24 protein-coding genes are annotated in these 22,549 nt (G+C 37.6%); 4 read left to right on the top strand and 20 right to left on the bottom strand.

From position 1 onward, the window contains the following. Positions 1-924, bottom strand: a complete 924-nt coding sequence (gene rsmH / locus F3H00_RS02805) for a 16S rRNA (cytosine(1402)-N(4))-methyltransferase RsmH (RefSeq protein WP_148798398.1) — start codon at positions 922-924, stop codon at positions 1-3. A 127-nt stretch (positions 925-1,051) separates the two neighbouring features. On the opposite strand from rsmH, the gene F3H00_RS02800 reads away from it, so the two are divergent. The 4 genes from F3H00_RS02800 to ftsZ all read left to right on the top strand — a co-directional run bounded on the left by F3H00_RS02800 (position 1,052) and on the right by ftsZ (position 5,824). After that, entirely contained in the window at positions 1,052-1,639 is a 588-nt protein-coding gene (locus F3H00_RS02800; protein WP_084108231.1) for a class II aldolase and adducin N-terminal domain-containing protein, read from the top strand. 139 nt (positions 1,640-1,778) lie between these two features. After that, positions 1,779-3,236 (top strand): peptidylprolyl isomerase, encoded by a 1,458-nt coding sequence (locus F3H00_RS02795; protein ID WP_148798396.1) that lies wholly within the window; start codon positions 1,779-1,781, stop codon positions 3,234-3,236. A 6-nt stretch (positions 3,237-3,242) separates the two neighbouring features. Continuing rightward, on the top strand, positions 3,243-4,670 hold the full coding sequence (ftsA, locus tag F3H00_RS02790; protein ID WP_103604400.1) for a cell division protein FtsA: 1,428 nt from the start codon (positions 3,243-3,245) through the stop codon (positions 4,668-4,670). Positions 4,671-4,684: 14 nt separating this feature from the next. After that, on the top strand, positions 4,685-5,824 hold the full coding sequence (gene ftsZ, locus F3H00_RS02785) for a cell division protein FtsZ (RefSeq protein ID WP_103579683.1): 1,140 nt from the start codon (positions 4,685-4,687) through the stop codon (positions 5,822-5,824). A gap of 90 nt (positions 5,825-5,914) precedes the next feature. On the opposite strand, the gene F3H00_RS02780 is transcribed toward ftsZ, so the two are convergent. The 19 genes from F3H00_RS02780 to rpmH form a co-directional block, all read right to left on the bottom strand. Next, on the bottom strand, positions 5,915-6,208 hold the full coding sequence (locus F3H00_RS02780; RefSeq protein WP_021091019.1) for a metal-sulfur cluster assembly factor: 294 nt from the start codon (positions 6,206-6,208) through the stop codon (positions 5,915-5,917). A gap of 3 nt (positions 6,209-6,211) precedes the next feature. After that, on the bottom strand, positions 6,212-7,402 hold the full coding sequence (locus F3H00_RS02775) for a peptidase M50 (RefSeq protein ID WP_148798395.1): 1,191 nt from the start codon (positions 7,400-7,402) through the stop codon (positions 6,212-6,214). Position 7,403: 1 nt separating this feature from the next. Beyond that, positions 7,404-7,742 carry a hypothetical protein gene (locus F3H00_RS02770; RefSeq protein ID WP_148798393.1) on the bottom strand — a complete coding sequence of 113 codons (339 nt, stop codon included), beginning with the start codon at positions 7,740-7,742 and terminating at the stop codon, positions 7,404-7,406. Positions 7,743-7,815: 73 nt separating this feature from the next. Next, positions 7,816-8,856 carry a peptide-methionine (R)-S-oxide reductase MsrB gene (msrB, locus tag F3H00_RS02765; protein WP_148798391.1) on the bottom strand — a complete coding sequence of 347 codons (1,041 nt, stop codon included), beginning with the start codon at positions 8,854-8,856 and terminating at the stop codon, positions 7,816-7,818. Between the two features lie 80 nt (positions 8,857-8,936). Then, entirely contained in the window at positions 8,937-10,469 is a 1,533-nt protein-coding gene (purH, locus tag F3H00_RS02760) for a bifunctional phosphoribosylaminoimidazolecarboxamide formyltransferase/IMP cyclohydrolase (RefSeq protein WP_149703685.1), read from the bottom strand. Positions 10,470-10,490: 21 nt separating this feature from the next. Then, on the bottom strand, positions 10,491-11,063 hold the full coding sequence (locus tag F3H00_RS02755) for a hypothetical protein (RefSeq protein ID WP_148798387.1): 573 nt from the start codon (positions 11,061-11,063) through the stop codon (positions 10,491-10,493). Next, entirely contained in the window at positions 11,064-11,798 is a 735-nt protein-coding gene (locus F3H00_RS02750; RefSeq protein WP_148798385.1) for a TerB family tellurite resistance protein, read from the bottom strand. A 1-nt stretch (position 11,799) separates the two neighbouring features. Continuing rightward, positions 11,800-12,861: an SDH family Clp fold serine proteinase gene (locus F3H00_RS02745; RefSeq protein WP_148798383.1), complete on the bottom strand. Its 1,062-nt coding sequence runs from the start codon at positions 12,859-12,861 to the stop codon at positions 11,800-11,802. A gap of 3 nt (positions 12,862-12,864) precedes the next feature. Then, positions 12,865-15,054: a phosphoribosylformylglycinamidine synthase subunit PurL gene (purL, locus tag F3H00_RS02740; RefSeq protein ID WP_148798381.1), complete on the bottom strand. Its 2,190-nt coding sequence runs from the start codon at positions 15,052-15,054 to the stop codon at positions 12,865-12,867. 342 nt (positions 15,055-15,396) lie between these two features. Then, complete coding sequence (locus F3H00_RS02735; protein WP_148798379.1) at positions 15,397-16,149, bottom strand: DUF8095 domain-containing protein; 753 nt, start codon at positions 16,147-16,149, stop codon at positions 15,397-15,399. Continuing rightward, positions 16,127-16,897 (bottom strand): DUF8095 domain-containing protein, encoded by a 771-nt coding sequence (locus tag F3H00_RS02730; RefSeq protein ID WP_103604411.1) that lies wholly within the window; start codon positions 16,895-16,897, stop codon positions 16,127-16,129. Before F3H00_RS02730 ends, F3H00_RS02735 begins: the two co-directional genes overlap by 23 nt. A gap of 32 nt (positions 16,898-16,929) precedes the next feature. Next, on the bottom strand, positions 16,930-17,667 hold the full coding sequence (locus F3H00_RS02725) for a DUF8095 domain-containing protein (protein WP_223155228.1): 738 nt from the start codon (positions 17,665-17,667) through the stop codon (positions 16,930-16,932). 31 nt (positions 17,668-17,698) lie between these two features. Beyond that, a complete protein-coding gene (gene mnmE / locus F3H00_RS02720) occupies positions 17,699-19,024 on the bottom strand; it encodes a tRNA uridine-5-carboxymethylaminomethyl(34) synthesis GTPase MnmE (RefSeq protein ID WP_149703684.1) in 1,326 nt (441 codons plus the stop codon). Continuing rightward, positions 19,021-19,647, bottom strand: a complete 627-nt coding sequence (locus F3H00_RS10760) for a protein jag (protein WP_410470382.1) — start codon at positions 19,645-19,647, stop codon at positions 19,021-19,023. The genes mnmE and F3H00_RS10760 overlap by 4 nt, the downstream gene beginning before the upstream one ends. A gap of 278 nt (positions 19,648-19,925) precedes the next feature. Then, positions 19,926-20,081 carry a Jag N-terminal domain-containing protein gene (locus tag F3H00_RS10755; RefSeq protein WP_410470383.1) on the bottom strand — a complete coding sequence of 52 codons (156 nt, stop codon included), beginning with the start codon at positions 20,079-20,081 and terminating at the stop codon, positions 19,926-19,928. Next, positions 20,081-21,634, bottom strand: coding sequence for a membrane protein insertase YidC (gene yidC / locus F3H00_RS02710; protein ID WP_148798374.1), 1,554 nt, complete (start codon positions 21,632-21,634; stop codon positions 20,081-20,083). Before yidC ends, F3H00_RS10755 begins: the two co-directional genes overlap by 1 nt. A gap of 1 nt (position 21,635) precedes the next feature. Beyond that, a complete protein-coding gene (yidD, locus tag F3H00_RS02705) occupies positions 21,636-21,977 on the bottom strand; it encodes a membrane protein insertion efficiency factor YidD (RefSeq protein ID WP_085657514.1) in 342 nt (113 codons plus the stop codon). Then, positions 21,974-22,309 (bottom strand): ribonuclease P protein component, encoded by a 336-nt coding sequence (gene rnpA / locus F3H00_RS02700; RefSeq protein WP_072594909.1) that lies wholly within the window; start codon positions 22,307-22,309, stop codon positions 21,974-21,976. Before rnpA ends, yidD begins: the two co-directional genes overlap by 4 nt. Next, positions 22,297-22,431: a 50S ribosomal protein L34 gene (rpmH, locus tag F3H00_RS02695; protein WP_002940373.1), complete on the bottom strand. Its 135-nt coding sequence runs from the start codon at positions 22,429-22,431 to the stop codon at positions 22,297-22,299. The genes rnpA and rpmH overlap by 13 nt, the downstream gene beginning before the upstream one ends. Positions 22,432-22,549 lie beyond the last annotated feature (118 nt).

The following is a 22,549-nucleotide window of genomic DNA, read 5'->3' as shown; positions in this document are numbered from 1 at the left end:
TTATCCCTTTATCTTAAAAACCCGCAGTTTTGCGCTCTTGCTTCGTGAGTTTTGCGCTAGTTCATTTTGGCTTGCCGTTAGTGGCTTTTTGGTCAAAATTTCGCCTAGTTCGTGGTTATTTCCGCATTCACATCTATAGACGCCAGGTAGGCAGATACAGCTATTTGCCCACTTTTTAAAGCGCTCTTTTACGATCCTATCTTCAAGCGAGTGAAATGTAATAATCGCCACAAGACAATCTTTAAATCCACATTTTTCTATACTATCAAGTAAATTTGTTAGCTCATCTAGCTCACCATTTACCTCTATCCTGATGGCTTGAAAGGCAAGTATCGCAGGGCTAACTCCGCGCCCTTTTATCTGGGCTGTACCTATTAAATTTGCAAGTTCTTTTGCACTCGTTATCTTGCCTAAATTTCTAGTATTTATAATTTTATTTGCAATCCCGGCAGCATTTTTTAGCTCGCCATAATCTCTAAAAATTCTAACTAACTCATCAAAAGAGTAATCATTTACAACATCATATGCGCTAAAATTTCGCTCTTTGTCCATGCGCATATCAAGCGTGCTTGAGCCAAGACTAAAGCCTCTATCATCTTTATCTATCTGAAGCGAACTAACGCCGATGTCAGCCAAAATTCCTCTAACATTTAAAATTTCTTCTTGACTTAGCCTGCTAGTCAATTCAGAAAAGTTACTTTTATAAATTTTAACCCTACTGCCAAATGGCTCAAGTTTTTTTAGTGAAAAATTTATAGCTTCGTTATCTCTATCACAGGCAATTAAATTTAAATTTTCATTTTGAGATAAAATGGCACTAGAATGTCCTGCATATCCAAGCGTGCAATCTATAAAATTTCCATTTAAATTTTTAAAAAAAGATAGAACTTCATCAAGTAAAACACTGATATGTGGACTTTGCAACACTGCCTCTTTATAGTAAATAGTGTGGAAAATTTATCGAAATTTTACTTAAAAAGCTATCATTACGTAAAATTTTACATAAATTTTAAGATAGCTTAAATATAATCGCTTAAACGTAGGAGGAAAAATGGAGCTAGAACACTCAATAAATGAGATAAAAACAATATCACTTTCTATGTTTAGAAAGAATTTTTTTGGCGTCTTTCACGGCTCGATTTCGGCAAGAGTCGAAAAAAATCAATTTATAATCAATAAACAAAATGCCATTTTTGATAATTTAAAAGATGATGACTTGACGCTTCTTTCATCAAAAAAAGACTATCGCTGGAATGAAGCTAGTCTTGATGCTGATATACACTTAAATATTTATAAAAATATAAATGAGGCGAGATTTGTTTGCTACGCGATGCCACCATACGCAACTGCCTACGCAATGAAACATGAAAAAATAGTACCGAAAGATTATTTTGGGTATATGAGATTTGATAAAATTTCTGTTTATGATCCAAAACAATATGATGACTGGTATGAACGTGCAGAAACTGAAATTTATAGATATATGCTAGAAAAAAATACAAATATTATTATCGTTAAAGGATATGGTATTTATGCATACAGCAGAAGCCCACAACTTCTTGCAAAAGAGATAGCTTTACTAGAAAATAGCTGCAAATTGCTTCATTTAACTAGTGGTTATAGCGATTATAGTATTTAAAAATTTTGCTAACAATACTAAAAAATTGTTAGCAAAATTCTTCACAAAGATATTTTTAAAGCCCCTATTTTAAGCTTATTTAAGGCAATTTTATATAATATATCATACAAATTTCGTTAGTCTTTTAAAGGAAAATTTAATGTTGTCTTGGATGCAGAAACATAAAAAATACCTAGTTGTTACCATTTGGGTAAGTACAATAGCCTTTGTTGGAGCAGGCTTTGTAGGCTGGGGAGCATATGATTTAAACAGCAATCGAGCCACTTCAGTAGCAAAAGTAGGACACAGAAATATAAGTATTCAAGAACTGCAACAAAAATACGATAGTTTGTATCAATACTACAATAATCTTTTTGATGGTAAATTAACGCAAGAAAAGGCTAACGAGTTAGGATTACAAAATGCTGCACTTCAAGCTACAATTCAAGAGAATTTACTATTAAATTTTGCAGACGATATAGGTCTTAGTGTTAGCAAAGATGATATTTTAAAATATATAATCGTTGATCCAACATTTCAAAAAGATGGTACCTTTGATAAAAATTTATACCACGATATTTTGAGAAGGGCCAGAATAAATCCAACCGATTTTGAAGAAAATTTAAAACTAACAATACTACTTGATAAACTTAGAACTATTTTAAATTTACCAGCCAGCAAAGAAGACATTGCAATGATGGAAGCAAGCTTTTTTATGCAAGACAAATTAGCAATACAGATAATAAATGCCAATCAAAGCGATATAAAAATAGATGAAAAAGAGCTAAAGGATCTCTGGGAAACAAATAAAAACAACTATATGACAAAGACTATATACGGTCTTGAAACATACTTTATAGAGTCAAACAAAAATGATGTAAATCAAACTACTTTGAGTGACTACTACAACGAAAACAAGGAGAGATATAAAGGCTCTGATGATAAAATCAAATCATTTGACGAAGTAAAGACTGAAGTTATTAAAGACTACAATATCGAGAAAAGCAAGACTGATGCTTTAAAAAAATATACCTCTATAAAAAAAGCTGAGCTTGCAACAAATGAATTTATTAGTATAAATGAAGATAATGCAACATTCTCGCTTGATGAAATAAAAGGTGCAAAAGTTGGTGAGGTTATAAAACCATTTACATATAAAGATGGATATTTAATAGTTAGAGTAAAAAGCATAACTCCTCCACAGCCTATGAGTTTTGAACAAGCAAGAGTAATGGTACTTGAAATTTACAAAGATAAAAAGAAAAAAGAAAACTTAACAACCATAGCGAAAGAGTCTTTACAAAATTTCAAAGGAACTGATATAGGCTTTATTAGTAGAGATATAAATAGCTCTATCTCAGGACTAAATGAAAGCGAAACTAGAGCTTTTGTTTCTCAACTTTTTGAAACTAACAACAAAAAAGATTATGTTATATTAGAAGATAAGGCCGTTATATACGATATTTTGGAACAAAGGTTGCTTGTAGATAATATAGATAATAACTATAAGCAAATAACACAGCAAAACGTTACAATGCTTAAAAATAATGAGTTAATAAAAGATTTAACAAACAAACTTAAAAAATACTATGAAATTAAAGAATATATCAAAAGGTAATTTATCTTGAGTACAAAAATTTTAGGTATAGATATCGGCTCTTTCCAGATTTGTGCAGTAATAGCACAACATGATGAAAATGGTATTAAGATAATTGGAATTGGAACTGAAAAAACACAGGGAATAAGAAAAGGTGTTATAACTAATATAGAGCAAGCTGCAAAGTCAATAAAAAATGCATTAATAGAAGCACAAAGAGTTGCAGGAACACGCTATGAAAAAGTTATAGTTTCTATTTCTGGTGCGTATACAAAAAGCGTTGACAGTAGTGGTGTAGTGAATATACCAAATCATGAAATAGGTATAAAAGAGATCGAGCGTGCTATGCAAATGGCCGATCATACTGCTGATATACCTCATGAGTATGAAAAACTACATGTTCTTCCTTATAATTTTAAAGTAGATGGACAAGAACATATTGAAGATCCAATAGGTATGAACGGTAGTAGGCTAGAAGTTCAAACACATATTGTTACAGTACAAAAGTCATCTATTAGCAACCTAAGAAAAGCCGTAAATTTAGCAGGTGTTCAACTAGATAATATAGTACTTTCAGGATATGCTTCTGCGATAGCAACATTAACAAAAGATGAGAAAGAACTTGGTGCCGCACTTGTTGATATGGGTGGTGCGACTTGTAATCTTGTGGTACATTCTGGAAATTCTATAAGATACAATGAATTTTTACCTGTTGGCTCAGCAAACATTACAAATGATCTTTCTATGGCTCTGCATACACCTCTTCCAAAGGCAGAAGAGATAAAATTAGGTTATGGCGCTTTAATAAATAAGTCAGTTGATCTAATAGAGCTCCCGATCCTTGGAGATGAAACAAAAAGCCACGAAGTTTCACTAGACATAATATCAAATGTTATATATGCCAGAGCAGAAGAAACCCTTATGGTACTTGCTAAGATGCTAGAAGATAGCGGCTATAAAGATAGCATTGGTGCTGGAATAATACTTACTGGCGGTATGACTAAGTTAGAAGGCATTAGAGATCTTGCATCCGCAATATTTGACAAAATGCCAGTTCGTATAGCAAAACCAAAAGAAATGGATGGATTATTTGAAATTTTAAGAGATCCAGCAAATTCTTGTGCTATAGGGCTTTGTTTGTATGGTGCTGGCAACTTTAGCCCATACGAGATTGATTCTGAGAAAAAAATGAGATACCAAGGGGAAATAGCCTCAAAACCGAAAGCAAATTTTAGAAATGTTTTTGCAGAAGAGGAAAATGTACAAAATTTTGGACAAGAGACGCAGGATCCAAATGAAAAAGAGGATAGTTTTTCTGATAAAGATTTTGAATTAGAGGTAGCAAATAAATCAAAAAGCAAAGAAGAACTTGCCAATATTGCAGATATTAGCAAACAAGAAAAAAAGCCAAATGCTTTTGCAAAATTTTGGTATAGTATTACACAATTATTTTAAGGAGAATTTCAAAAATGAGTAGCTTCACAGTAGAAGAAAATAAAAGCATCTATGGTGCAAAGATAAAGGTCGTAGGTGTAGGTGGAGGTGGTGGTAATATGGTCAACCACATAATAAGAGTTAATCCGAATTTAAATATAGATCTTATTGTTGCTAATACAGATGCTAAGGCTCTTGAAAATTCTCTTGCACATACAAAAATTCAACTAGGCGAGAAAACAACAAAAGGTCTAGGTGCAGGTATGAGACCTGAAATAGGAAAAGCTGCTGCTGAAGAGAGCTACGATGAAGTAAAAAGTGCACTTGAGACATCAGATATAGTTTTCATTGGTACAGGACTTGGTGGTGGAACTGGTACAGGCGCAGCTCCAGTAGTTGCTCAAGCTGCAAAAGACATTGGTGCGCTAACAGTTGCAGTTGTTACTATGCCTTTTATGTTTGAAGGAAAAAAACGTAGAAAATTGGCTGATTGCGGCCTTGAAGAACTTAGAAAAGAAAGCGATTCTATTGTAGTCATTCCAAACGATAAACTCCTAACATTAATTGATAAAAATGCTGGTATAAAAGAAAGCTTTGAAATGGTTGATGAAGTACTTGCAAGAGCCGTCAATGGTATGAGTACGATCGTACTTGACTCAGGAAAAAGCGACATAAATCTAGACTTTGCAGATGTTAGAACGATTATGAGCCATAGAGGACTAGCTTTAATGGGTGTTGGCGAAGCAAGTGGTGAGGATGCAGCGCAAGAAGCTATAAAAAATGCAATACAATCGCCACTTCTTGATAACATGACAATAAATGGTGCATTTGGTATTTTAGTTCATTTTAGAATAAGCCCTAGTTGCCCACTAGCTGATATCAATAATGCGATGAGTATTATTCATGAGGCAGCAGATGAAGATGCTGAAATTATATTTGGTACAACAACTGATGACAAAATAGAAGACAATAAAGTTGAAGTTACAATAATAGCAACAGGTTTTCAAAGCTCACAAAAAGAAGCTGAAAAAAAAGATGAAATACAAACTTCTAATACAAGCGATATCATAAAAAAAGAGCGTATATTAAGACTTAAAAAAGTTAGTGGTGGATATGACGAAGACTATATGTCACAACTTGATGTACCATCATTTATGCGCCATCAAATGGACTAACAAAAAAACAAACTCCTTAAATTTTCTAGAGAGCTTTTGCTCTCTAGATTATTAAAAATTTACAAACCTTTAAATCCAAAAACTTAAAAATTAAACTCCAAGTTGTGCTTTTACAAAATCGCTTGCCATTTGTATATTCCACTCAGGCTCCCAGACAAGATCGATCTCGCACTCTTTGACACCTTCTATATCAAGCACGGCAGTTTCTACCCAGCCAAGTATCATTTCGTGCAGTGGGCAAGATTTGGTTGAAAGAGTCATAGTAACCTTTGCTTTGCCATTTTCATCGCAGCTCGCATCATATATAAGTCCGAGCGAAACGATATCAAAGCCAACTTCTGGATCAACGATATTTGACAGTGCGTTATAAATTTTTTCTTTCATTTTTTATCCTTTAAAACCAGTAAATCTAAAAATATTTATTATATTTATCGATAGTAAAACTATACTAATAGCTATAAAAATCATACTTGCTTGCACTAAAATTTCTAGTTCAAAGCAAGTTGAGAGAAGATAGCAAAGAAGCGAGATAGCATTAAAAGCTATACCAAAATAAGCTATCTTTTTTAGTATCATGGCATCAAGAAGTGGCACTTTTACCTTTCCGACAAAAGGTGCTACGTAGTGATACCATATAAGAAATGGTGCGATTTTGTAAAGATGAGCTACGATAAAAGCAAACAAAAAGCCATATATTAAAAAATACGCAGCTAAATTTAATTTGTCTAAAGCTATAAAAACAGCAGCACCAAGCAAAGCCACCAACGAAAGTACGATATTTACATTCCAGTAATCATGCGCCTTTCTAACGCGCTTTTTTAAAATATAAAGTGCTTGAGCTATAAAAAGTAAAGCCGCTAAACATATTGACAAAATAGATAAATTTTCATTAAAAGCTAGTAAGATACCACCCAAAATATAGCATGCTAGTGAGGCCTTACTAAGTGTAAATTTTAGATCGTGAGCCAATGCAAACATAGGTAGGAGTACGCTAGCAGCTCCAAGTATCACAAGAAATACAAATCCCAGCACAAAATAAACATGAAATTTTAGCGTCATCTCAAAATCAAGCATCAGCGTGCCACTAAGTATCATAAGCAAGCAAAAACCAAGCGTTATTCCAATTACCAAAAAGATAGCTGAAACAAAAAGCGCAAAGACCGCAAAGCTCTTTTTTTCATTATCCATAAAGCTTAGTGCATAAGTCGTAGCAAAAAAGGCAAGTGAGCAAAAAAGCAAAACTCCACTAATTTGTAAAATTTTAGCATCAGCAAATAGCATCCCGTAACACATACCCAGCAACGATAGACAAAAAATAGCCAAATTTAAAATAGCACCTTTTGCGGTAAAAAATGGCTTTTCTAAGATGACTGAGGTTAGCTGATAAAGTGCTCCGATGATAATGCTCATAACAAAACCAACAAAAAATATATGCAAAAAACCAGCTGTATTTAGCGAGCTAATCGCATCAAAATCTGCATAAAAGAATGCCGGTACACTTAATGCTAAAAAGAAAATTCCAGCAATAAAATATCCACCGACTAACTTAAATGGTGGTGCATAAGTATTTAAAAGCATCTTAGTGGCAAAGACTCGTATCTACGTCTTCTATATTTGCACCGTCTTTTAGGCTAAAAATCATCTTTACAGCCCCACCATCTATATCTTCACGCTCTATATCAAAGCTCTTATCTATCTTTGGTATAAGACCGGCTGGAAATTTATGATTTAGCATCATAATTTTTGTATTTTTATCAGCAAATTTAATAGCGATTAATGCATTGACCATTGGCTCTGGCGGCACGCAAGGACGTGAGTCAAAGCCAATAAAATTTACACCATTTTCATTAAATTTATAAAATGGCACGGTTGCACCATCGACATTAAACTGCTCTGCGTTTTTGAAAAAATCGCTCATTTTTTCTCCTTTTAATTTTGGAGAATTATACTCTGATTAAACTTTTTAAACTATTGATTTGCTTCAACAAAAGCTATTTTACATAAGGTATAAATTCCTCATACCCTAGTCTTGCCATATCTTCAAGCGGTATAAATTTAAGGCTCGCACCGTTTATGCAATATCTTAGCCCGCCCTTATCGCTTGGGCCATCGTCAAAAACATGCCCAAGGTGCGCGTCACTATTTTGAGACTTAACTTCGACCCTTTTCATCATAAACGAGTTGTCCTCCTTATATGAAAGAGCTGTTGTCGTGATAGGCTTTGTAAAGCTTGGCCAGCCACATCCTGCATCAAATTTATCTGCGCTTGAGAAAAGTGGCTTTCCGCTTGTAATATCTACATAAATGCCTTTTTGATCAAATTTATCATACTCGCTGCTAAACGGCCTCTCAGTCGCCGCTTCTTGTGTCACAGCATACTGCTCGCTACTTAAATTTTTCTTTAGCTCATCTTTACTAAGTGGCTTAAATTTTGTCTCATCGTAAAGCGGTTTATCGGCTAAACCTAGGTCGATGTGACAATATCCAAAAGGATTTTTATCAAGATAGTCTTGGTGATACTCCTCGCCTATGACGAAATTTTTAAGCGGCGCTACCTCAACCACGATCTTGTCTTTAAATTTCTTTTGCTCTATTTTCATAAAGCTCTCTATCGTTGGCAGATCACTTTCGCTCACATAGTAAATTCCGCTTCTATACTGCCTACCGACGTCATTGCCTTGTTTATTTAGAGAGGTCGGGTCGATCACTCTAAAAAAATGAGCCAAAATTTCAGCCAAAGCGACTCTATTTTCGTCGTATTTTACATAAAGTGTCTCAGCATGATCGCTCTCATGAAGCTCGCGGTAGCTAGTATTTTCGCTCTTGCCATTTGCGTAGCCTACCTTTGTATCCACTACGCCAAATATCTTTTTAAAATATCCCTGCATACCCCAAAAGCAACCACCTGCTAGATAAATTTCTTTTAAATTTTGCCCTGCCATCGTCTGTTCCTTTATAAGCTCATCTTTTGCCATCAAATTTAGACCAAAAAACACTGCCGCCATTAAGATAAATTTTAAGATCTTTTTCATTCTATCTCCTTTCGCTTTTGAAAGATTATACGAAAATTAAAGTTATAAAGTGTGAAGTAAGGGGCAAACGCCCCTAAATTTTAGTGTAAGAAGTGTCTAACGCCAGTGAAATATAGCGACATGCCATGCTCATCAGCGGCCTCTATCACCTCATCATCTCTGATGCTACCACCTGGTTCAATGACGCATTTTACACCGACCTTACTAGCGATGTCGATACTATCTCTAAATGGAAAGAATGCCTCACTCGCAAGTACGCAACCATTTAGGTCGATCTCGAGCTCTTTTGCCTTTGCCACGGCTGCACGTGCAGCATCCACACGGCTTGTCATACCCATACCAATAGCCACCATCGCACCATCTTTTACATAAACTACGCAGTTGCTCTTTGTTAGTGCAGCGACTTTCCACGCGATCTGAGCGTCTTTTAGCTCGCTGCCACTTGCATGTTTTTTACTCATTTGCTTCATATTTTCAAGCTCTTCGTCTTTTACGAAGTCTCTTTCTTGAAATACAAAGCCACCATCAATATGTTTAAAGTCAAATTTATCATCTGCACGTACTAAAAATTTATTATCTTGAGTGAAAATTTTGATACGTTTTTTGCTCTCAAAGACTTTAAGCGCTGCTTCATCAACATTTGCAGCGATGATTACTTCAACGTAAATTTCATTTATCTTTTTAGCTAGCTCCTCATCAAGCGTACCATTTATCGCTACCACACCGCCATATGCTGATATCGGATCACATTTAAGCGCTGCCACGTAGCTTTCAAGCAGAGTGTCTTTTACCGCAAAGCCGCAAGGATTCGCGTGCTTGATGATAGCCACTGCTGGCGCGTCTTCAAAACTAGTTGCAAGCATTAGTGCGCCGTTTATATCAGTCATGTTGTTAAAGCTAGCTTCGCCTTTTAGGGCTCTAAAGTTGTTTGAAAAGAAGTAGTTAAACTCATAAAGCGCACCTTTTTGGTGAGGGTTTTCACCGTATCTTGTATCAAAAACCTTGTTGCCAACAATAAATCTAGCATCGCCAAAACCGCTATTAAATCTATCATTCATATAGTTTGCGATCGTGCTGTCATAGGCCGCTGTGTGCTCGTAAGCCTTTATCATCAGCGATCTTCTAAACTCAAAATCATCACTTTTTTCTCTTAGGCGCTTTAAAATTTCATCGTAGTCAAGCACGTTTGTAACTATGAGCACGTCTTTAAAATTTTTAGCTGCGCTTCTTACCATGGCTGGGCCACCGATATCGATATTTTCGATGATCTCAGCAAAGTCATCGGTCCTAATGGTAGTCTCTTTAAATGGATATAAATTTACACAAACTAGGTCTATGCCCTCGATGCCATACTCCTTTGCCTGAGCCACGTGCGTAGCGTCATCGCGCTTGTGCAAGATGCCACCATGTATCTTTGGATGAAGGGTCTTTACCCTACCCTCAAACATCTCAGGTGACGCCGTAAATTCGCTAACCTCAGTGGCTTTGATGCCCTCAGTCTTTAAAAGTTTATAGGTGCCACCGGTTGAAAGTATCTGCCAGCCAAGCTCTTCTAGCCCCTTTGCAAACTCTACAATGCCCTCTTTATCGCTAACGCTAAGCAATGCTCTCATTTTTTCTCCTTTATTAAATTTTTATCTTTTTGTTAAACACATACCTTTTGCAAGCAGAAGCTGCCCCATTTTTATATCTTTTGCGATATTCTTTATCGATAAGGCTTCTAGCGTAACCATAACATTTGCAGCTGCATCTATATAATAGTCTTTTCTCTCTACAAAATTTTCACGCTTTTGACCAACAATATCAACGCTAAAGGCATAGCTTGAAATTTGATTGCCGTCAAAATATCTCGCATCTAATACGCTTAAATTTACAGGTTCCTCTTTCTCAAGCGCCTCGCATATCGGCTTTTTCGAACTAAATTTCATCACCTTTATGCCGCGATCATACGAAAAGATATACTCACTAATTTCATTTAATTTTTTTGCTTGAACTGACATAATGTCGCTCTTGTTGCCATCTTTGTCGACAAATATTATGCTCACATTGCTATCTTTAACATCGTAGTTGCTGATAACTAACCTTTGATCTCGATAAAGCTCGCTTTGTGTAAGCTTAAATTTTATCTCTTTTCCATTGACATTTACCACTTTAAAATCATTACAAAAGCCAGCCACCGCTAGCAGCAAAATAATAAATTTCTTCATCTAAACTCCAAATTTCTCTTTTAATCGCCCATAAGCCTCGTTTATCTCCTGAAGCTTTTTAGTTGAGCGCTCGATCACCTCTTTACTCTCGCCTCTACCCATTAAAATGTCGGGATGATACTGCCTTACAAGCTCTTTATAACGAAGCTTTACCTCATCAAAGCTTGCATTTTTGCTAAGCCCTAAAACCTCAAATGCATCTTTTTCTTGGACCATTTCATCGGGATTTGCCTCAAATCTTGAGCCATAAAAGCTATCAAATTTTGAGATGATCTCATCAAGCGTATCTTTGTCAATGCCAAATCCATAAGCAATATTTCGAATGACGGCTTGCTCACTTGCATTAAACTCACCATCAATATAGGCTAAATTTAGAAAAAATGTGAGTCTAGCGACACAAATATCGTAGTTTAGATTAAACGCACGCTTGTAGTTTCTGGCAGTTTCATAGGCATTATCCACATTCTCTTTTTGGCTGTTATAGACATCTTTTAGATACTCACGCACACCGCTAACGCCACTAACTTTTTTACTTAGATCATCAAGTACCTGACTAATAAGCCTAGCTTCTAACTCGCCTACTCTGCCGTCACTTTTAGCCACTTTTGCCAAGAGTGAGACTAAAAATTTAGCCTCATTTACGTTTGCTTGTTTTCTGCGGTTATTGCTTAACTGTACCTTTAGCAGCAAAAATATAGCACCGCCTAGTATCAATAAAAATAAGATACCAGACATGTTACCACAAGTGATAGATGGTATTTTTTATTTTGCCATTTACTAGCTCGTTTTTACGCCAAGAGCTCTCATCATTCATCACATTCCAGCGACGCTCTTCAGGACGGTAAAACCAGTCTTTGTCGATCTGATAGTAAATTTGCTTGCCATTTGTTTCAATGATATTTGCGATATTGTTATCGTGGTAGCTATTTTCATCATAGTCAGTAAAAGCTCGCTGTCCCATCTCAGAGTAAAGTAGCGTTAGCTCCTGAAGCATTTCATTTAGGTCATCATCCATCTTTTTTACATGAAGGCCGATCTCATGTGCCTCCCTAAAGAGGATTGGATATTCATGAGCTGGATAGTCGCCATTTAGCCTTTCAGAAATTTCTGCGATCTTTTTATCGTCCTCAATGTGATACCTAAGAAGCTCGGTGCAAATCTTAAGCGATAGCGAGCTAGCACGGTCAACCGCACCAAAGACTAGCGGATGAATATACTCATAAAGCGAATTATAAGGGTTTGTGTCGTTTGGTCTGTCTTTATCCTGCTCTTTCCAAAGCTTGACAACACGACTAAGTTCGTCCATCGAAACGCTCACAAGCTCATTGCCTTTGTTTGTCGGGCTAAGCTCGTGTTTGAGTGAAGTATCAACAGGCGTTAGATAGGCAAGTGGCCCCATGACGATCTCATTTGCTCCAAGTGCCATCATGGTAGCAGCCGAGGCGCAGTTTGCAGGTATTAAGGCTATTAAATTTTTGCAGTAATTTCTAAGTGTAGTGATGATCCTAAGAGCAGCTATTCCGCTTCCGCCATCACTTTTTATAAAAAGATAGGCAGTATCTATCTTTTTACCCTTTAAAATTTCATACATAGCACTCGCATCGTTGCCGCAAACGCTACCAGCGTTTGAATTATAGTAAGTTATCAAAGTAGCGTTTAGTCTTTTTTCGATTGATTTTATTAAATTTTGTGTCTTACTAAAAAGTACTGGTGGCTTTGCTACGCCTCGCTTTTCAACTTGTTCTGCTTCCTTTTGCTCATTTTCAGCCTCAGCGGCCTTGCCCTTTTTTAAAGCCATTTCTTAATCCTCTTTTCTAACGATTTTTGCAAACTCATTTAGATAAATTTCTCTTATCTCATCCACGCTCTCATCAATGTCATTTAGTTTAAATCTCTTACCACCACTAACGCCGATCTTTTCAAATTTCACACCAAATTTAGCCGCAAGCACTTCAAATTTAGCCTCATCTTTCACGCCCACAACCGCTCTTGAAAAGCTCTCATCAAAGATAAAATTTGGCTCTTTAAATTTCACCTCACAATTTACACCGATGTTTGAGATGCTAGCCATTTTTGCTAGTGTAATAGCAAGACCGCCAACGCCTACGCTATTTGCAAACTCTAAAATTTGCTCTTTATTTGCTTCGATTATTAGATCCCAAAGAGCTCGCTCAGCTTTATAATCAACCTCTTTTAGCTTTCCGCCAACCACATCAAATAGTGCCTTTGCATAAAGTGAAGCAGCAAATTCCCCACTTGTCTCACCAAGTAAGTAAATTGCCCTACCCTCGCTTAAAAATGTGCTTTTTAGGTTTAAGTTTGCATCTTCATTTACGCCAACTGTGACGATGGCTGGCGTTGGATAGACGCTTATGCCATCTGTGTCGTTATAAAGGCTCACGTTACCACTAACTACTGGTGTATTTAGCTCACGGCAAGCCTCTTTTATGCCTTCACACCCCTCTTTAAACTGCCACATTACTTCTGGATTTTGTGGATTGCCGTAGTTTAGGCAGTCAGTGATCGCAAGTGGCACAGCGCCGCTCATAGCAACCTTTCTACCAGCTGCCGCGACGGCTCTTGCAGCGCCTATTTTTGGATCAACAAAATTTGCTCTAGGATCACACTGCGCAGCCATAGAGACGGCCTTTTTAGTGCCTTTTACTCTGATACTTGCAGCGCCTAAGTGTCCGGGCTGTTTTATCGTGTTTGTCTGGATATTTGCGTCGTATTGATCGTAGATAAAGCTTTTATTTAGTACCTCTGGCTCTTTTAAAAGCTTGAAAAAAGCGGTTTTGTTATCAACGTTATTTGAAATTTCTAAATTTGCTATCTCATCAAGGTATTTTGGACGTGCAACTGGACGATCAAGCACCGGAGCTGCCTCGCTAAGTGGTCCGATAGGAATTTCGCCTGCAAGCTCACCATGCCAGTAAAGCTGCATCACGCCACTACTTGTGACCTCGCCGATGATCTCAGCATCAAGGTCCCACTTTCTAAAAATTTCAAGCACCTTTTGCTCATAGCCTTTTTTGGCGCATATGAGCATACGTTCTTGAGATTCACTTAGCATCAGCTCATAAGGCGTCATACCAGTTTCTCGCATTGGCACGCGATCTAGATACATCTTCATGCCGCTACCGCTTCTACCAGCCATCTCAAAGCTAGAGCTAGTAAGCCCTGCTGCACCCATATCTTGGATGCCGATGATGTAGTCTTTTTTAAAGAGCTCCAAGCAAGCTTCCATAAGCAGCTTCTCGGCAAATGGGTCACCCACTTGCACCGTTGGGCGAAGTGATTTATTTTCGTCATTAAAGCTATCGCTCGCCATCACAGCGCCACCAAGTCCGTCCCTGCCAGTCTTTGAGCCTACGTAGATGACTGGGTTGCCAACACCTTCAGCCTTGCCGTAGAAAATTTCATCACTTTTGCAAAGGCCAAGCGCAAAGGCATTGATTAGGATATTGCCATTAAAACTAGGGTCAAATGTAGTTTCACCGCCAACCGTTGGGATGCCCATGCAGTTGCCGTAGTGCCCGATGCCAGCCACACTTCCCTTTAGCAAGTATCTATGCTTTTTGGCTAGTTCGTCATCACCCCTTATCTCGCCAAAACGAAGTGAGTTCATGTTCGCAACAACTCTTGCGCCCATCGTAAAGACATCTCTTAAAATTCCACCAACACCAGTTGCAGCGCCCTGAAACGGCTCGATAAAGCTTGGGTGGTTGTGACTCTCCATCTTAAACACAGCTGCGATCCCATCGCCAACGTCGATGACACCGGCATTTTCACCAGGCCCTTGTATGACCCAAGGAGCTTTTGTCGGAAAGCCGTTTAGGTATTTTTTACTTGATTTATAGCTGCAGTGCTCGCTCCACATCGCGGAAAATATCCCAAGCTCGAGCAAATTTGGCTCTCTACCTAAGATTTTAAGTATATTTTCGTATTCGTCGTCGCTGATTTTGTGCGCTTTTACGGTAGATTTGTCCATTTTTAGCCTTTAAAAAAATTTGGTTGATTTTACTTAAATTCGCATAAAAACTTGATAAACCAAAGGGACGAAAATGAGACAAATTTGACAAATAAAACAAGAGCCTAAATTTCATACGGCAAGCTAAAAATATTCTGTTTATAATTGTTGGTTCGGCTTTAAATTTGACAGAAAATCGGCATTTTTGCAATGCGGGTCACGGCGAGCGGCTCAAATTTTAGACAAATGCCAAATTTGAAATAGCTGTGGAAATTAAAATTTAAATATATTAGTAGCCTAAATTTGACGCAAGCAAATTCGATTCTGCGTCAAATTCGGCGGGTGATTACCCGCCACAAACGCCTACTTGTTCGGCATGCTATAGTAGCAAAGTATGTTTAGCAGGATACGCCCTTGCTTTTTGAGGTCTTGCTCGATGACATCTTTTCTAAATTTCGCAGAGGTCGCCTGCTCTTTAGCTTCGGCTAGTTTGCCGCTTGGCAGGTTAAATTTAAAATCCAAATTTTTTATCTCAAAGCCCTTATTGCCGACTATCTTCGCGTCGATCACGGTAGCGAAAAACTCGTCAGACGCGCCCACGTAGTAGTTCGTTACGCTTCTGGCGCTTATAGGTTCGCCGCTAAAAAACGTCTTACAAACGGGAGATTTTTGCGCACTATAAATCACGCTCTCAAGGATCCCGCCGCCAAATTCGTAAAACTTAAATTTCTTTGAGTTTTGCAGCTTTTTTATCTCGTCTTTATCGCTCAAATCTACATTTCTACCGCTATCTAGATCAATCACTATCAGGGTTTTTACGCCGTCGCCGCTTGAGTAAACCCAGCCTAGATTTTGGCTCGCCGAGTCGCTCTCGCCCGGCGATTTCACCTCGGCCCTACCCATGTAGTCGCCAAATTTCTCCTCGGTTTTACCGCCGTTCATCTCATAGACCGTAGTCTCGGTTATAAACCCGATCTGCCGTATGCTAGTGTCGTTTTCCATATACGTACGCCACGCTCTCTCGCCGCCCATCTCGCCTGTGATGGCCGCGCAACCACCAAATACTAATGCCGCAACAGCAGCTGCCGCAGTCTTAAAAATCATCCTGTTTTTCATTTTTGCTCTCTTTTTTCGTGCCAAAAGCGCAAATTTGATTAAGCCTCAGCTCATACCCGCGCAACTCGTTTTGGATTTTTTCCTCAAATTTAGGCGTTTTTTCGGCTACTTCTTGCGAGCCGTCTGGATTTGTAAAATTTTTTATTTGAGATTTTAAAAGTAGCGCGCCGCTTTTGGAGGAAATTTTTGCCTGCGTTATAACGGCCGTAAAATACCGTTTTTCTAAATTGTGCACTCCATAGTAGCTAGATGCTGATTTCACGCTCACGTTACCGCCTTTTTGAAACGCCTCGCAAACCGAAATCGGCGCCTCAAAAACCGCTACCGTCGTCAAATTTGAGCTAAATTCGTAAAATTTGATCCGCCGAGCACCACGAAGCTGGGTCGCACTCGTTTCGTCTTTTAGATCAAACTCCGCCTCGGTATCGGCATCCTTTAGCATAAACGCACTATCGCCGCTTTTATAGACGGCTCCGAGCCTAAAAGGCAGCCTGGCACCGTCTGTTTTAGTGAGTGCAAAGCCTATAGGCTCGCCGTCCTCAGGCTGAGTGCGAAAATCACGCGAGAAAAACGCCGTCAAAAAGGCAACCTCTCTAACGGCGCCGTCAGTACCCAGATATCTCGTCCAGTTATCCTCAGGAACGTCGATATTTGAGACGTCGCGCTCTGCTTTGTTTGCGCTGCTAGTGATGCCGGCGCAACCGTAAAAAGCCAGGGCCGCAATAGCCGCTAGAAATAAGTTTTTCATCTCGCACTCGCGTTTAAATTTGATAAAAGTGATCAGTTTTTAGGCGCAGCACAAACGATGTTTGATAGGATTCGCTCCTGTTTTTTAGCGTCGGCGTCTATGACTTTACTCCTAAATTCCGCAGATCGAGCCCGCGTCTGCATACTAGCTAGCTTACCGTCGCTAACGAAAAATTTAAAGTTTAGATTTTTGATCTCGGCGCTTTTGCCTTTTTTCACTCCGATATCCATCAGGGTCGCGAAAAATTCGCTATTGTCGGGGTTTTCTTTATCGTAATAATTAGTCACGGCATGAGCTTTTACCGTCTTGCCCGCCGCAAAACTCTCGCACACCGCGCCCGAGTCCGCGCTAAAAACTACGCTCTCTAATATGCCACCGCCAAACTGATAAAATTTGACCTTTTTAGCATTTCTTAGAGTCGCAAGCTCGTTTTTATCGCGCATATTTATGTACTGGTAGCCAAATTTTTCCTTATCGTTAAGCTCTAAAACTATAAACGAAACCCCGTTTTGCGCGTACATATCGCCAAGCTTCAGGTTTTGACCGTCTTTTTTTATGAGTGCCATGCCGATGATATCGCCGTTTTTTTGCGCGTAGGTTGCGCTCAAATTTTCTGAGAAAAATGCGACATCGCCGACGGTGCCGTCATTTTCTAGATATTTGATCCAGTCTGGCTCGGGCGATACTACGTTGCTTGCTAGATGATCCTGCGAAGGCATGCAACCGCCAAGCAACGCAGCTAGAGCGGCTATAGATAAGATTTTTTTCACTATTTTTTCCTTTTTTACGGAGTAAATTTAGTTATTTGCCGAGGCAAAAGTTGCTAAACATTTCGTCTAAAATTTCACTTCTCTCAAATGGTTTCGTAATACTTGCAAGTGCTTTTATCGCACTATTTAGCTCATAAGCAAAAATTTCTAGCTCCTCTTCGCTGAGTCTCAAAAAGGCTCTTTTTAAAGCCTCACTCGCCTCTTTACAGCTTAAAATTTGGCGGTTTGAGCTTAGCATGATCTCGTCGGTATCCTGCGTCTTGAGGTAGCTCCCAAGCTCTTTTAAAACTACGCTCGTATCGGTTTTTGCTGAAATTTTGATAGCGCCCTCTAGCTCTATGTCAAATTTAAACGCCAGATCACTTTTGTTTAGGATAAAAAAGGCTTTTTTACTTGAGTTAGAAACGAGCCTAATTATATCTTTGTCTTGCTCATCGCTTGGATTTGAGCCGTCAAAGACAGCCAGGATAATGTCAGCCTCGTTTATAGCCGAGATTGAGTAGTTTATGCCGATTTGCTCGATCCTTCCAGCATCTTTTCTGATGCCAGCGGTATCTATTATACGAACTAGATGTGAGCCGATCTTAAAATTTTCTTCTATTCTATCTCTGGTTGTGCCTGCCTCATCACTTACAATAGCTCTCTCGTAAGCCAAAAATGAGTTTAAAATGGAGCTTTTACCAACATTTGGCTTACCAACAATAGCGATCTTAAAGCCATCTATTAGCCCTCTTCTTTGCTCGCTAAGTGTGGCTATGCGGTCTAGCTTCTCGCTATTTTTTAAAAGCATCTGCTTGGTCTGCTCTAGCAAATTTGTAGGCAGATCATCATCAGCATAATCAATCATTGTCTCAACAAAGGCAAGAGTTTTTACAACTTCGCTTCTGATCTCTCCTACAAATTTACTAAGATCGCCTTGCATCTGGCGAGTCAAAATTTTAGCAGCGATCTCGCTTTTTGAAGTGATGAGCCCTTGCATAGCCTCAGCTTTAGCTAGATCCATCTTGCCATTTAAAAATGCTCGCTTACTAAACTCGCCTGGCATAGCAAGCCTCGCACCAGCCTTTATTAGCTCATTTAAAATTCTCTCGCTCACCATCACGCCACCATGAGTTTGAAACTCGACGATATCCTCGCCAGTAAAGCTTGCTGGTGCTTTAAAATATATAACGATGCCCTCGTCCAAAATTTCATCATCAAGGGAGTAGATTTTGGCTAGTTTTGCGTATCTTGGCTCTAAATTTGAAAGTTTAAGGAGTTTTAAAGAGGTGGCCAGAGCGTCCTTACCGCTAAGCCTTACGATAGAAACTGAGCCGATGCCATAAGCTGTAGCAAGGGCTGCGATAGTTTCACTCATTTTTTGAAAAAGTCATTTACAACGACAAATTTGCCGTCATTGCCGCTTTTTATGCCGACATATTTATCTGGAAATTTCTCGCGAAGTTTCTCAAGTGCGATCTTGACCAAAACCCCATCAAGTGGCTTTGTTTGAGCTCTACCACTATTTTGCACACGCTCGATCACGCCATTTAGATACTGATCCATCATCGCTTCTTGATTTTGCAAAAATTGTGCGATCTCAAGGCGGATAGCAAAGTTGTATTTTGAGTTTAACCAGTTATAAAGCATATAAGATATCGCTTTATATCTATAACCTTCTTTACCTATAAGTAGAGCCGCGTCAGCCCCATCAAGCTCTATAAGTACCGTTTCATCGTCAAATTTGCTAACTTCAATTTTACTAATATCAAAACAACTTGCCTTAAAAAGACGGTTCATGCCATCTTTGATCTCAGGTAAAATTTTATCGAAGTTGATTATTGCTTTTTCTTTTTTTTCTTTTTGTAAAGCTTGAGCCGCAATATCTTCATCAGTTTGGTTAAAATTTTCAATAATAGAATTATCTAAAATATTTTTAGGAGCATTTTTGCTAGCTTGTGGCTCCTTTATTTCTTTTGGCTCGTCAAGTCTCTTTATCACATATCCTGTTTCAGCTTCTTCTTCACTCTTTTGAGCAAATGCATCTTTAGCTAGAGCTTCATTTTTTTCACTTAAATTTGACTTTTCATTTTTATGTTCTTTTTGCTCAGACTTAGCCTCATTTTTCTCATCTTTATGCTTTTTAGGATTTCGCTTTTTATCATTATGATCGTGCTTTTTGCTCTGCTTTTTCTCTTCTTTTACACTCTCACTCTCATCATTTTTTTTAGTAAAATTTCTATCATTTTTTGGTTTATGTTGTGGTTTTGGCTGATTTTCTAAATTTGCTTCAATGATCGCACTTCTTTTAAAAAATCCAAAAAACCACTGCTTGGATGCTGTAAAACTTTTATATCAAGCTGAGTTACTGAGCAATTAAGCTGCTCAGCTGCCTTTTGAAATGCCTCTTGAAGGGTATTTGCTTCTATTTTCATTAAGCCTTTACCTCCGTAGCTTTTTTATGTTTTTCAAAAAGTTTATTTACAAACACTTGCTGAACAACCGAGCAAACGTTATTTACAAACCAGTAAAGTGTAAGACCTGCTGGGAATGTCACGAAGAAAAATGTAAATATAAGAGGTAAAAATTTCATCACCTTTTCTTGCATAGGATCAGTAAATGTCGTTGGTGTAAGCTTTTGCTGCAAAAACATCGTAAGACCCATCAAAATAGGTAATACAAAATATGGATCCATTACTGAAAGATCGTGTATCCAAAGTATCCAAGGAGCACCTTTTAGCTCGATCGCATTTAGTAAAACGCGGTAGATTGCAAAAAATACCGGAATCTGAAGCAAGATCGGCAAGCATCCACCCATTGGATTTGCGCCATGCTTTTTATAAAGCTCCATCATATGAACTTGCATTTTTTGCTTGTCGTCTTTGTATTTTACTTGAAGTTCTTTTACCTTTGGAGCAAGCTCTTTAAGCTTATTCATAGATAACATACCCTTATATGTAAGTGGGAATAAAACTATCCTTATAACAAGTGTTAGCACAACTATCGCCCAACCCCAGTTGCCAATGTAGTTATGTAAGAAATTCAAAAATGCAAACATCGGTTTTGCTATAAATGTAAACCAACCATACTCAATAACATCATTTAGTCTCTCGTCCATTGAGCTTAAAATTTTATGCTCTTTTGGTCCGATATATGCACCTAATTTTAAATTATCATTTGCCTTTACAAAAAGAATAGGATTATTGTTAGAATCTTTATCTGTGGCTACTTCAAATGGCTTTTCAAATGAGTAAAATAGAGTTGTATAGTATCTATCAGATGCGGCCGCTATTGTGGTATTTGCATAGTTTTTAACCTCTTTGGCGTCACCATCTTCAATAATATTTAGGCTATCATCAGTGTTTCTAAGCATCACGCCGTGAACTGTATAGCTATCTACTGAGATGTTTGGTCTAAAGCCAGGAGTCATAAAATAATCAACACTTTTACTTAAATTTACCTCAACCTCGTAACGACCATTTGGGTAAAATTTGATATTTTTTGTAATTGTAATGCCATCTAAATTTTGAGTAAGTTTTATAGTTTTAGGCTCGCTGCTAGCATCTATCTCGCTAGCGTCACTACTATATGCAATCTTAAAAGCATCGGCATTGAGCGTACTATCGTTAAATCTAAGCTCAAGTGGCAATGGATTTTGCGAAACAAGCTCTATTTTGTTGCCATCTTCTGTTTTATATTTCTCTTCAGTTAGATAGAATTTTGAAATTCTTCCTAGCTTATCTATTTTTGCTTCGTAGCTTTGACCTTTGATCGTAGCGATTATCTCATTTGAAGCTAAATTTTCATTTGATTTTGGTGTATTTTGATTTATATTTGGAGCTTTATTTTGATCTATTGTTTGAGACATTGTAGTTTGGTTTTGCTCAGACATCACTCTTTTTGGCATAAAAAAATCATACACTATAAAAAAAACAATAGATAAAAGTGCTGCAAGAAGCAACCTTTTTTGCATAGACATCTGTTCCATTTTAATTTTTTTCCTTTAATTTATCTAATACTTTTACGACATAAAATTTACTATTCTGACAAGGGACAAACCAAAAATTTATATTTTTGGTATCACTTTTTTGAGATATAAAACATAAGTTAAATTTTTTGTAGATGATTGGGTAATTGATACCGCCTTTAAAAAGCTGATTACATTTTAAAATTCGCATGAAGGTTGCAAAAAAAGCAGAAAAAAAACTATTTGTTTGAAATTCCCAAATCGCGTATTGTGAGCAAGTCGGATAATAGCGACAGCTTTTTGGTAGAAGTATGGAAATATATTTTTGATAAAAAGCGATAGCTTTAATCGCAATTTTTTTCATTTCAAACATCCCATTTTTTTTGTAGACCAACTTAAATTTTTACAAATTTTTTCAAATGAAATTTCTGTAATTCCATTTTTTGCGATCATAATATATGTGCCATCTTTTAATTCACTAGAAATGTTAAAAAAAGCGGCTCTCAAAAGTCTTTTAGCTCTATTTCTAACTACCGCTTTTCCTACTTTTTTACTAGCAACTACTGCTATTTTTTTTTCATTTGTTGGTTTATAAAAAACAATGCAAGCATCACAATGCCACTTGCTAGCCTCTTTATAAACTTGAGAGAATTCTTTTGAGCCGCTTAACGACTCAAAACCAGCTAAGCAGCCAATCTTTTTCTACCTTTGGCACGTCTAGCGTTTATTACCTTTCGGCCATTTTTAGTTTTCATTCTTAAGCGAAAGCCATGAGTGCGTTTTTTAGGGGTTTTATGAGGTTGATAAGTCCTTTTCATTTCTATCCTTAAAGTTAATATAAAAAGTGGGATTTTATCAAAGCAATACTTAAATTCCTTTGAATAACTTAGCTTAAAAAGCCGCAACTCAAACTTTAAGCAAATCAAGTTATAATCC

Source organism: Campylobacter concisus (assembly GCF_902460845.1).
GTDB classification, from domain to species: Bacteria; Campylobacterota; Campylobacteria; order Campylobacterales; family Campylobacteraceae; genus Campylobacter_A; species Campylobacter_A concisus_X.
Note: the sequence above shows the minus strand (reverse complement) of the source record. Positions and strands in the feature narration are given on the sequence as shown.

Bases quoted from the DNA above. Each gene is read 5' to 3' on its own strand.
- F3H00_RS02800 (WP_084108231.1), top strand. From the start codon at position 1,052: ATGGAGCTAGAACACTCAATAAATGAGATAAAAACAATATCACTTTCT.
- F3H00_RS02795 (WP_148798396.1), top strand. From the start codon at position 1,779: ATGTTGTCTTGGATGCAGAAACATAAAAAATACCTAGTTGTTACCATT.
- ftsZ (WP_103579683.1), top strand. From the start codon at position 4,685: ATGAGTAGCTTCACAGTAGAAGAAAATAAAAGCATCTATGGTGCAAAG.
- F3H00_RS02780 (WP_021091019.1), bottom strand. From the start codon at position 6,208: ATGAAAGAAAAAATTTATAACGCACTGTCAAATATCGTTGATCCAGAA.
- F3H00_RS02775 (WP_148798395.1), bottom strand. From the start codon at position 7,402: ATGCTTTTAAATACTTATGCACCACCATTTAAGTTAGTCGGTGGATAT.
- F3H00_RS02770 (WP_148798393.1), bottom strand. From the start codon at position 7,742: ATGAGCGATTTTTTCAAAAACGCAGAGCAGTTTAATGTCGATGGTGCA.
- msrB (WP_148798391.1), bottom strand. From the start codon at position 8,856: ATGAAAAAGATCTTAAAATTTATCTTAATGGCGGCAGTGTTTTTTGGT.
- purH (WP_149703685.1), bottom strand. From the start codon at position 10,469: ATGAGAGCATTGCTTAGCGTTAGCGATAAAGAGGGCATTGTAGAGTTT.
- F3H00_RS02755 (WP_148798387.1), bottom strand. From the start codon at position 11,063: ATGAAGAAATTTATTATTTTGCTGCTAGCGGTGGCTGGCTTTTGTAAT.
- F3H00_RS02750 (WP_148798385.1), bottom strand. From the start codon at position 11,798: ATGTCTGGTATCTTATTTTTATTGATACTAGGCGGTGCTATATTTTTG.
- F3H00_RS02745 (WP_148798383.1), bottom strand. From the start codon at position 12,861: ATGGCTTTAAAAAAGGGCAAGGCCGCTGAGGCTGAAAATGAGCAAAAG.
- purL (WP_148798381.1), bottom strand. From the start codon at position 15,054: ATGGACAAATCTACCGTAAAAGCGCACAAAATCAGCGACGACGAATAC.
- F3H00_RS02735 (WP_148798379.1), bottom strand. From the start codon at position 16,149: ATGAAAAACAGGATGATTTTTAAGACTGCGGCAGCTGCTGTTGCGGCA.
- F3H00_RS02730 (WP_103604411.1), bottom strand. From the start codon at position 16,897: ATGAAAAACTTATTTCTAGCGGCTATTGCGGCCCTGGCTTTTTACGGT.
- mnmE (WP_149703684.1), bottom strand. From the start codon at position 19,024: ATGAGTGAAACTATCGCAGCCCTTGCTACAGCTTATGGCATCGGCTCA.
- F3H00_RS10755 (WP_410470383.1), bottom strand. From the start codon at position 20,081: ATGAAAATAGAAGCAAATACCCTTCAAGAGGCATTTCAAAAGGCAGCT.
- yidC (WP_148798374.1), bottom strand. From the start codon at position 21,634: ATGGAACAGATGTCTATGCAAAAAAGGTTGCTTCTTGCAGCACTTTTA.
- yidD (WP_085657514.1), bottom strand. From the start codon at position 21,977: ATGAAAAAAATTGCGATTAAAGCTATCGCTTTTTATCAAAAATATATT.
- rpmH (WP_002940373.1), bottom strand. From the start codon at position 22,431: ATGAAAAGGACTTATCAACCTCATAAAACCCCTAAAAAACGCACTCAT.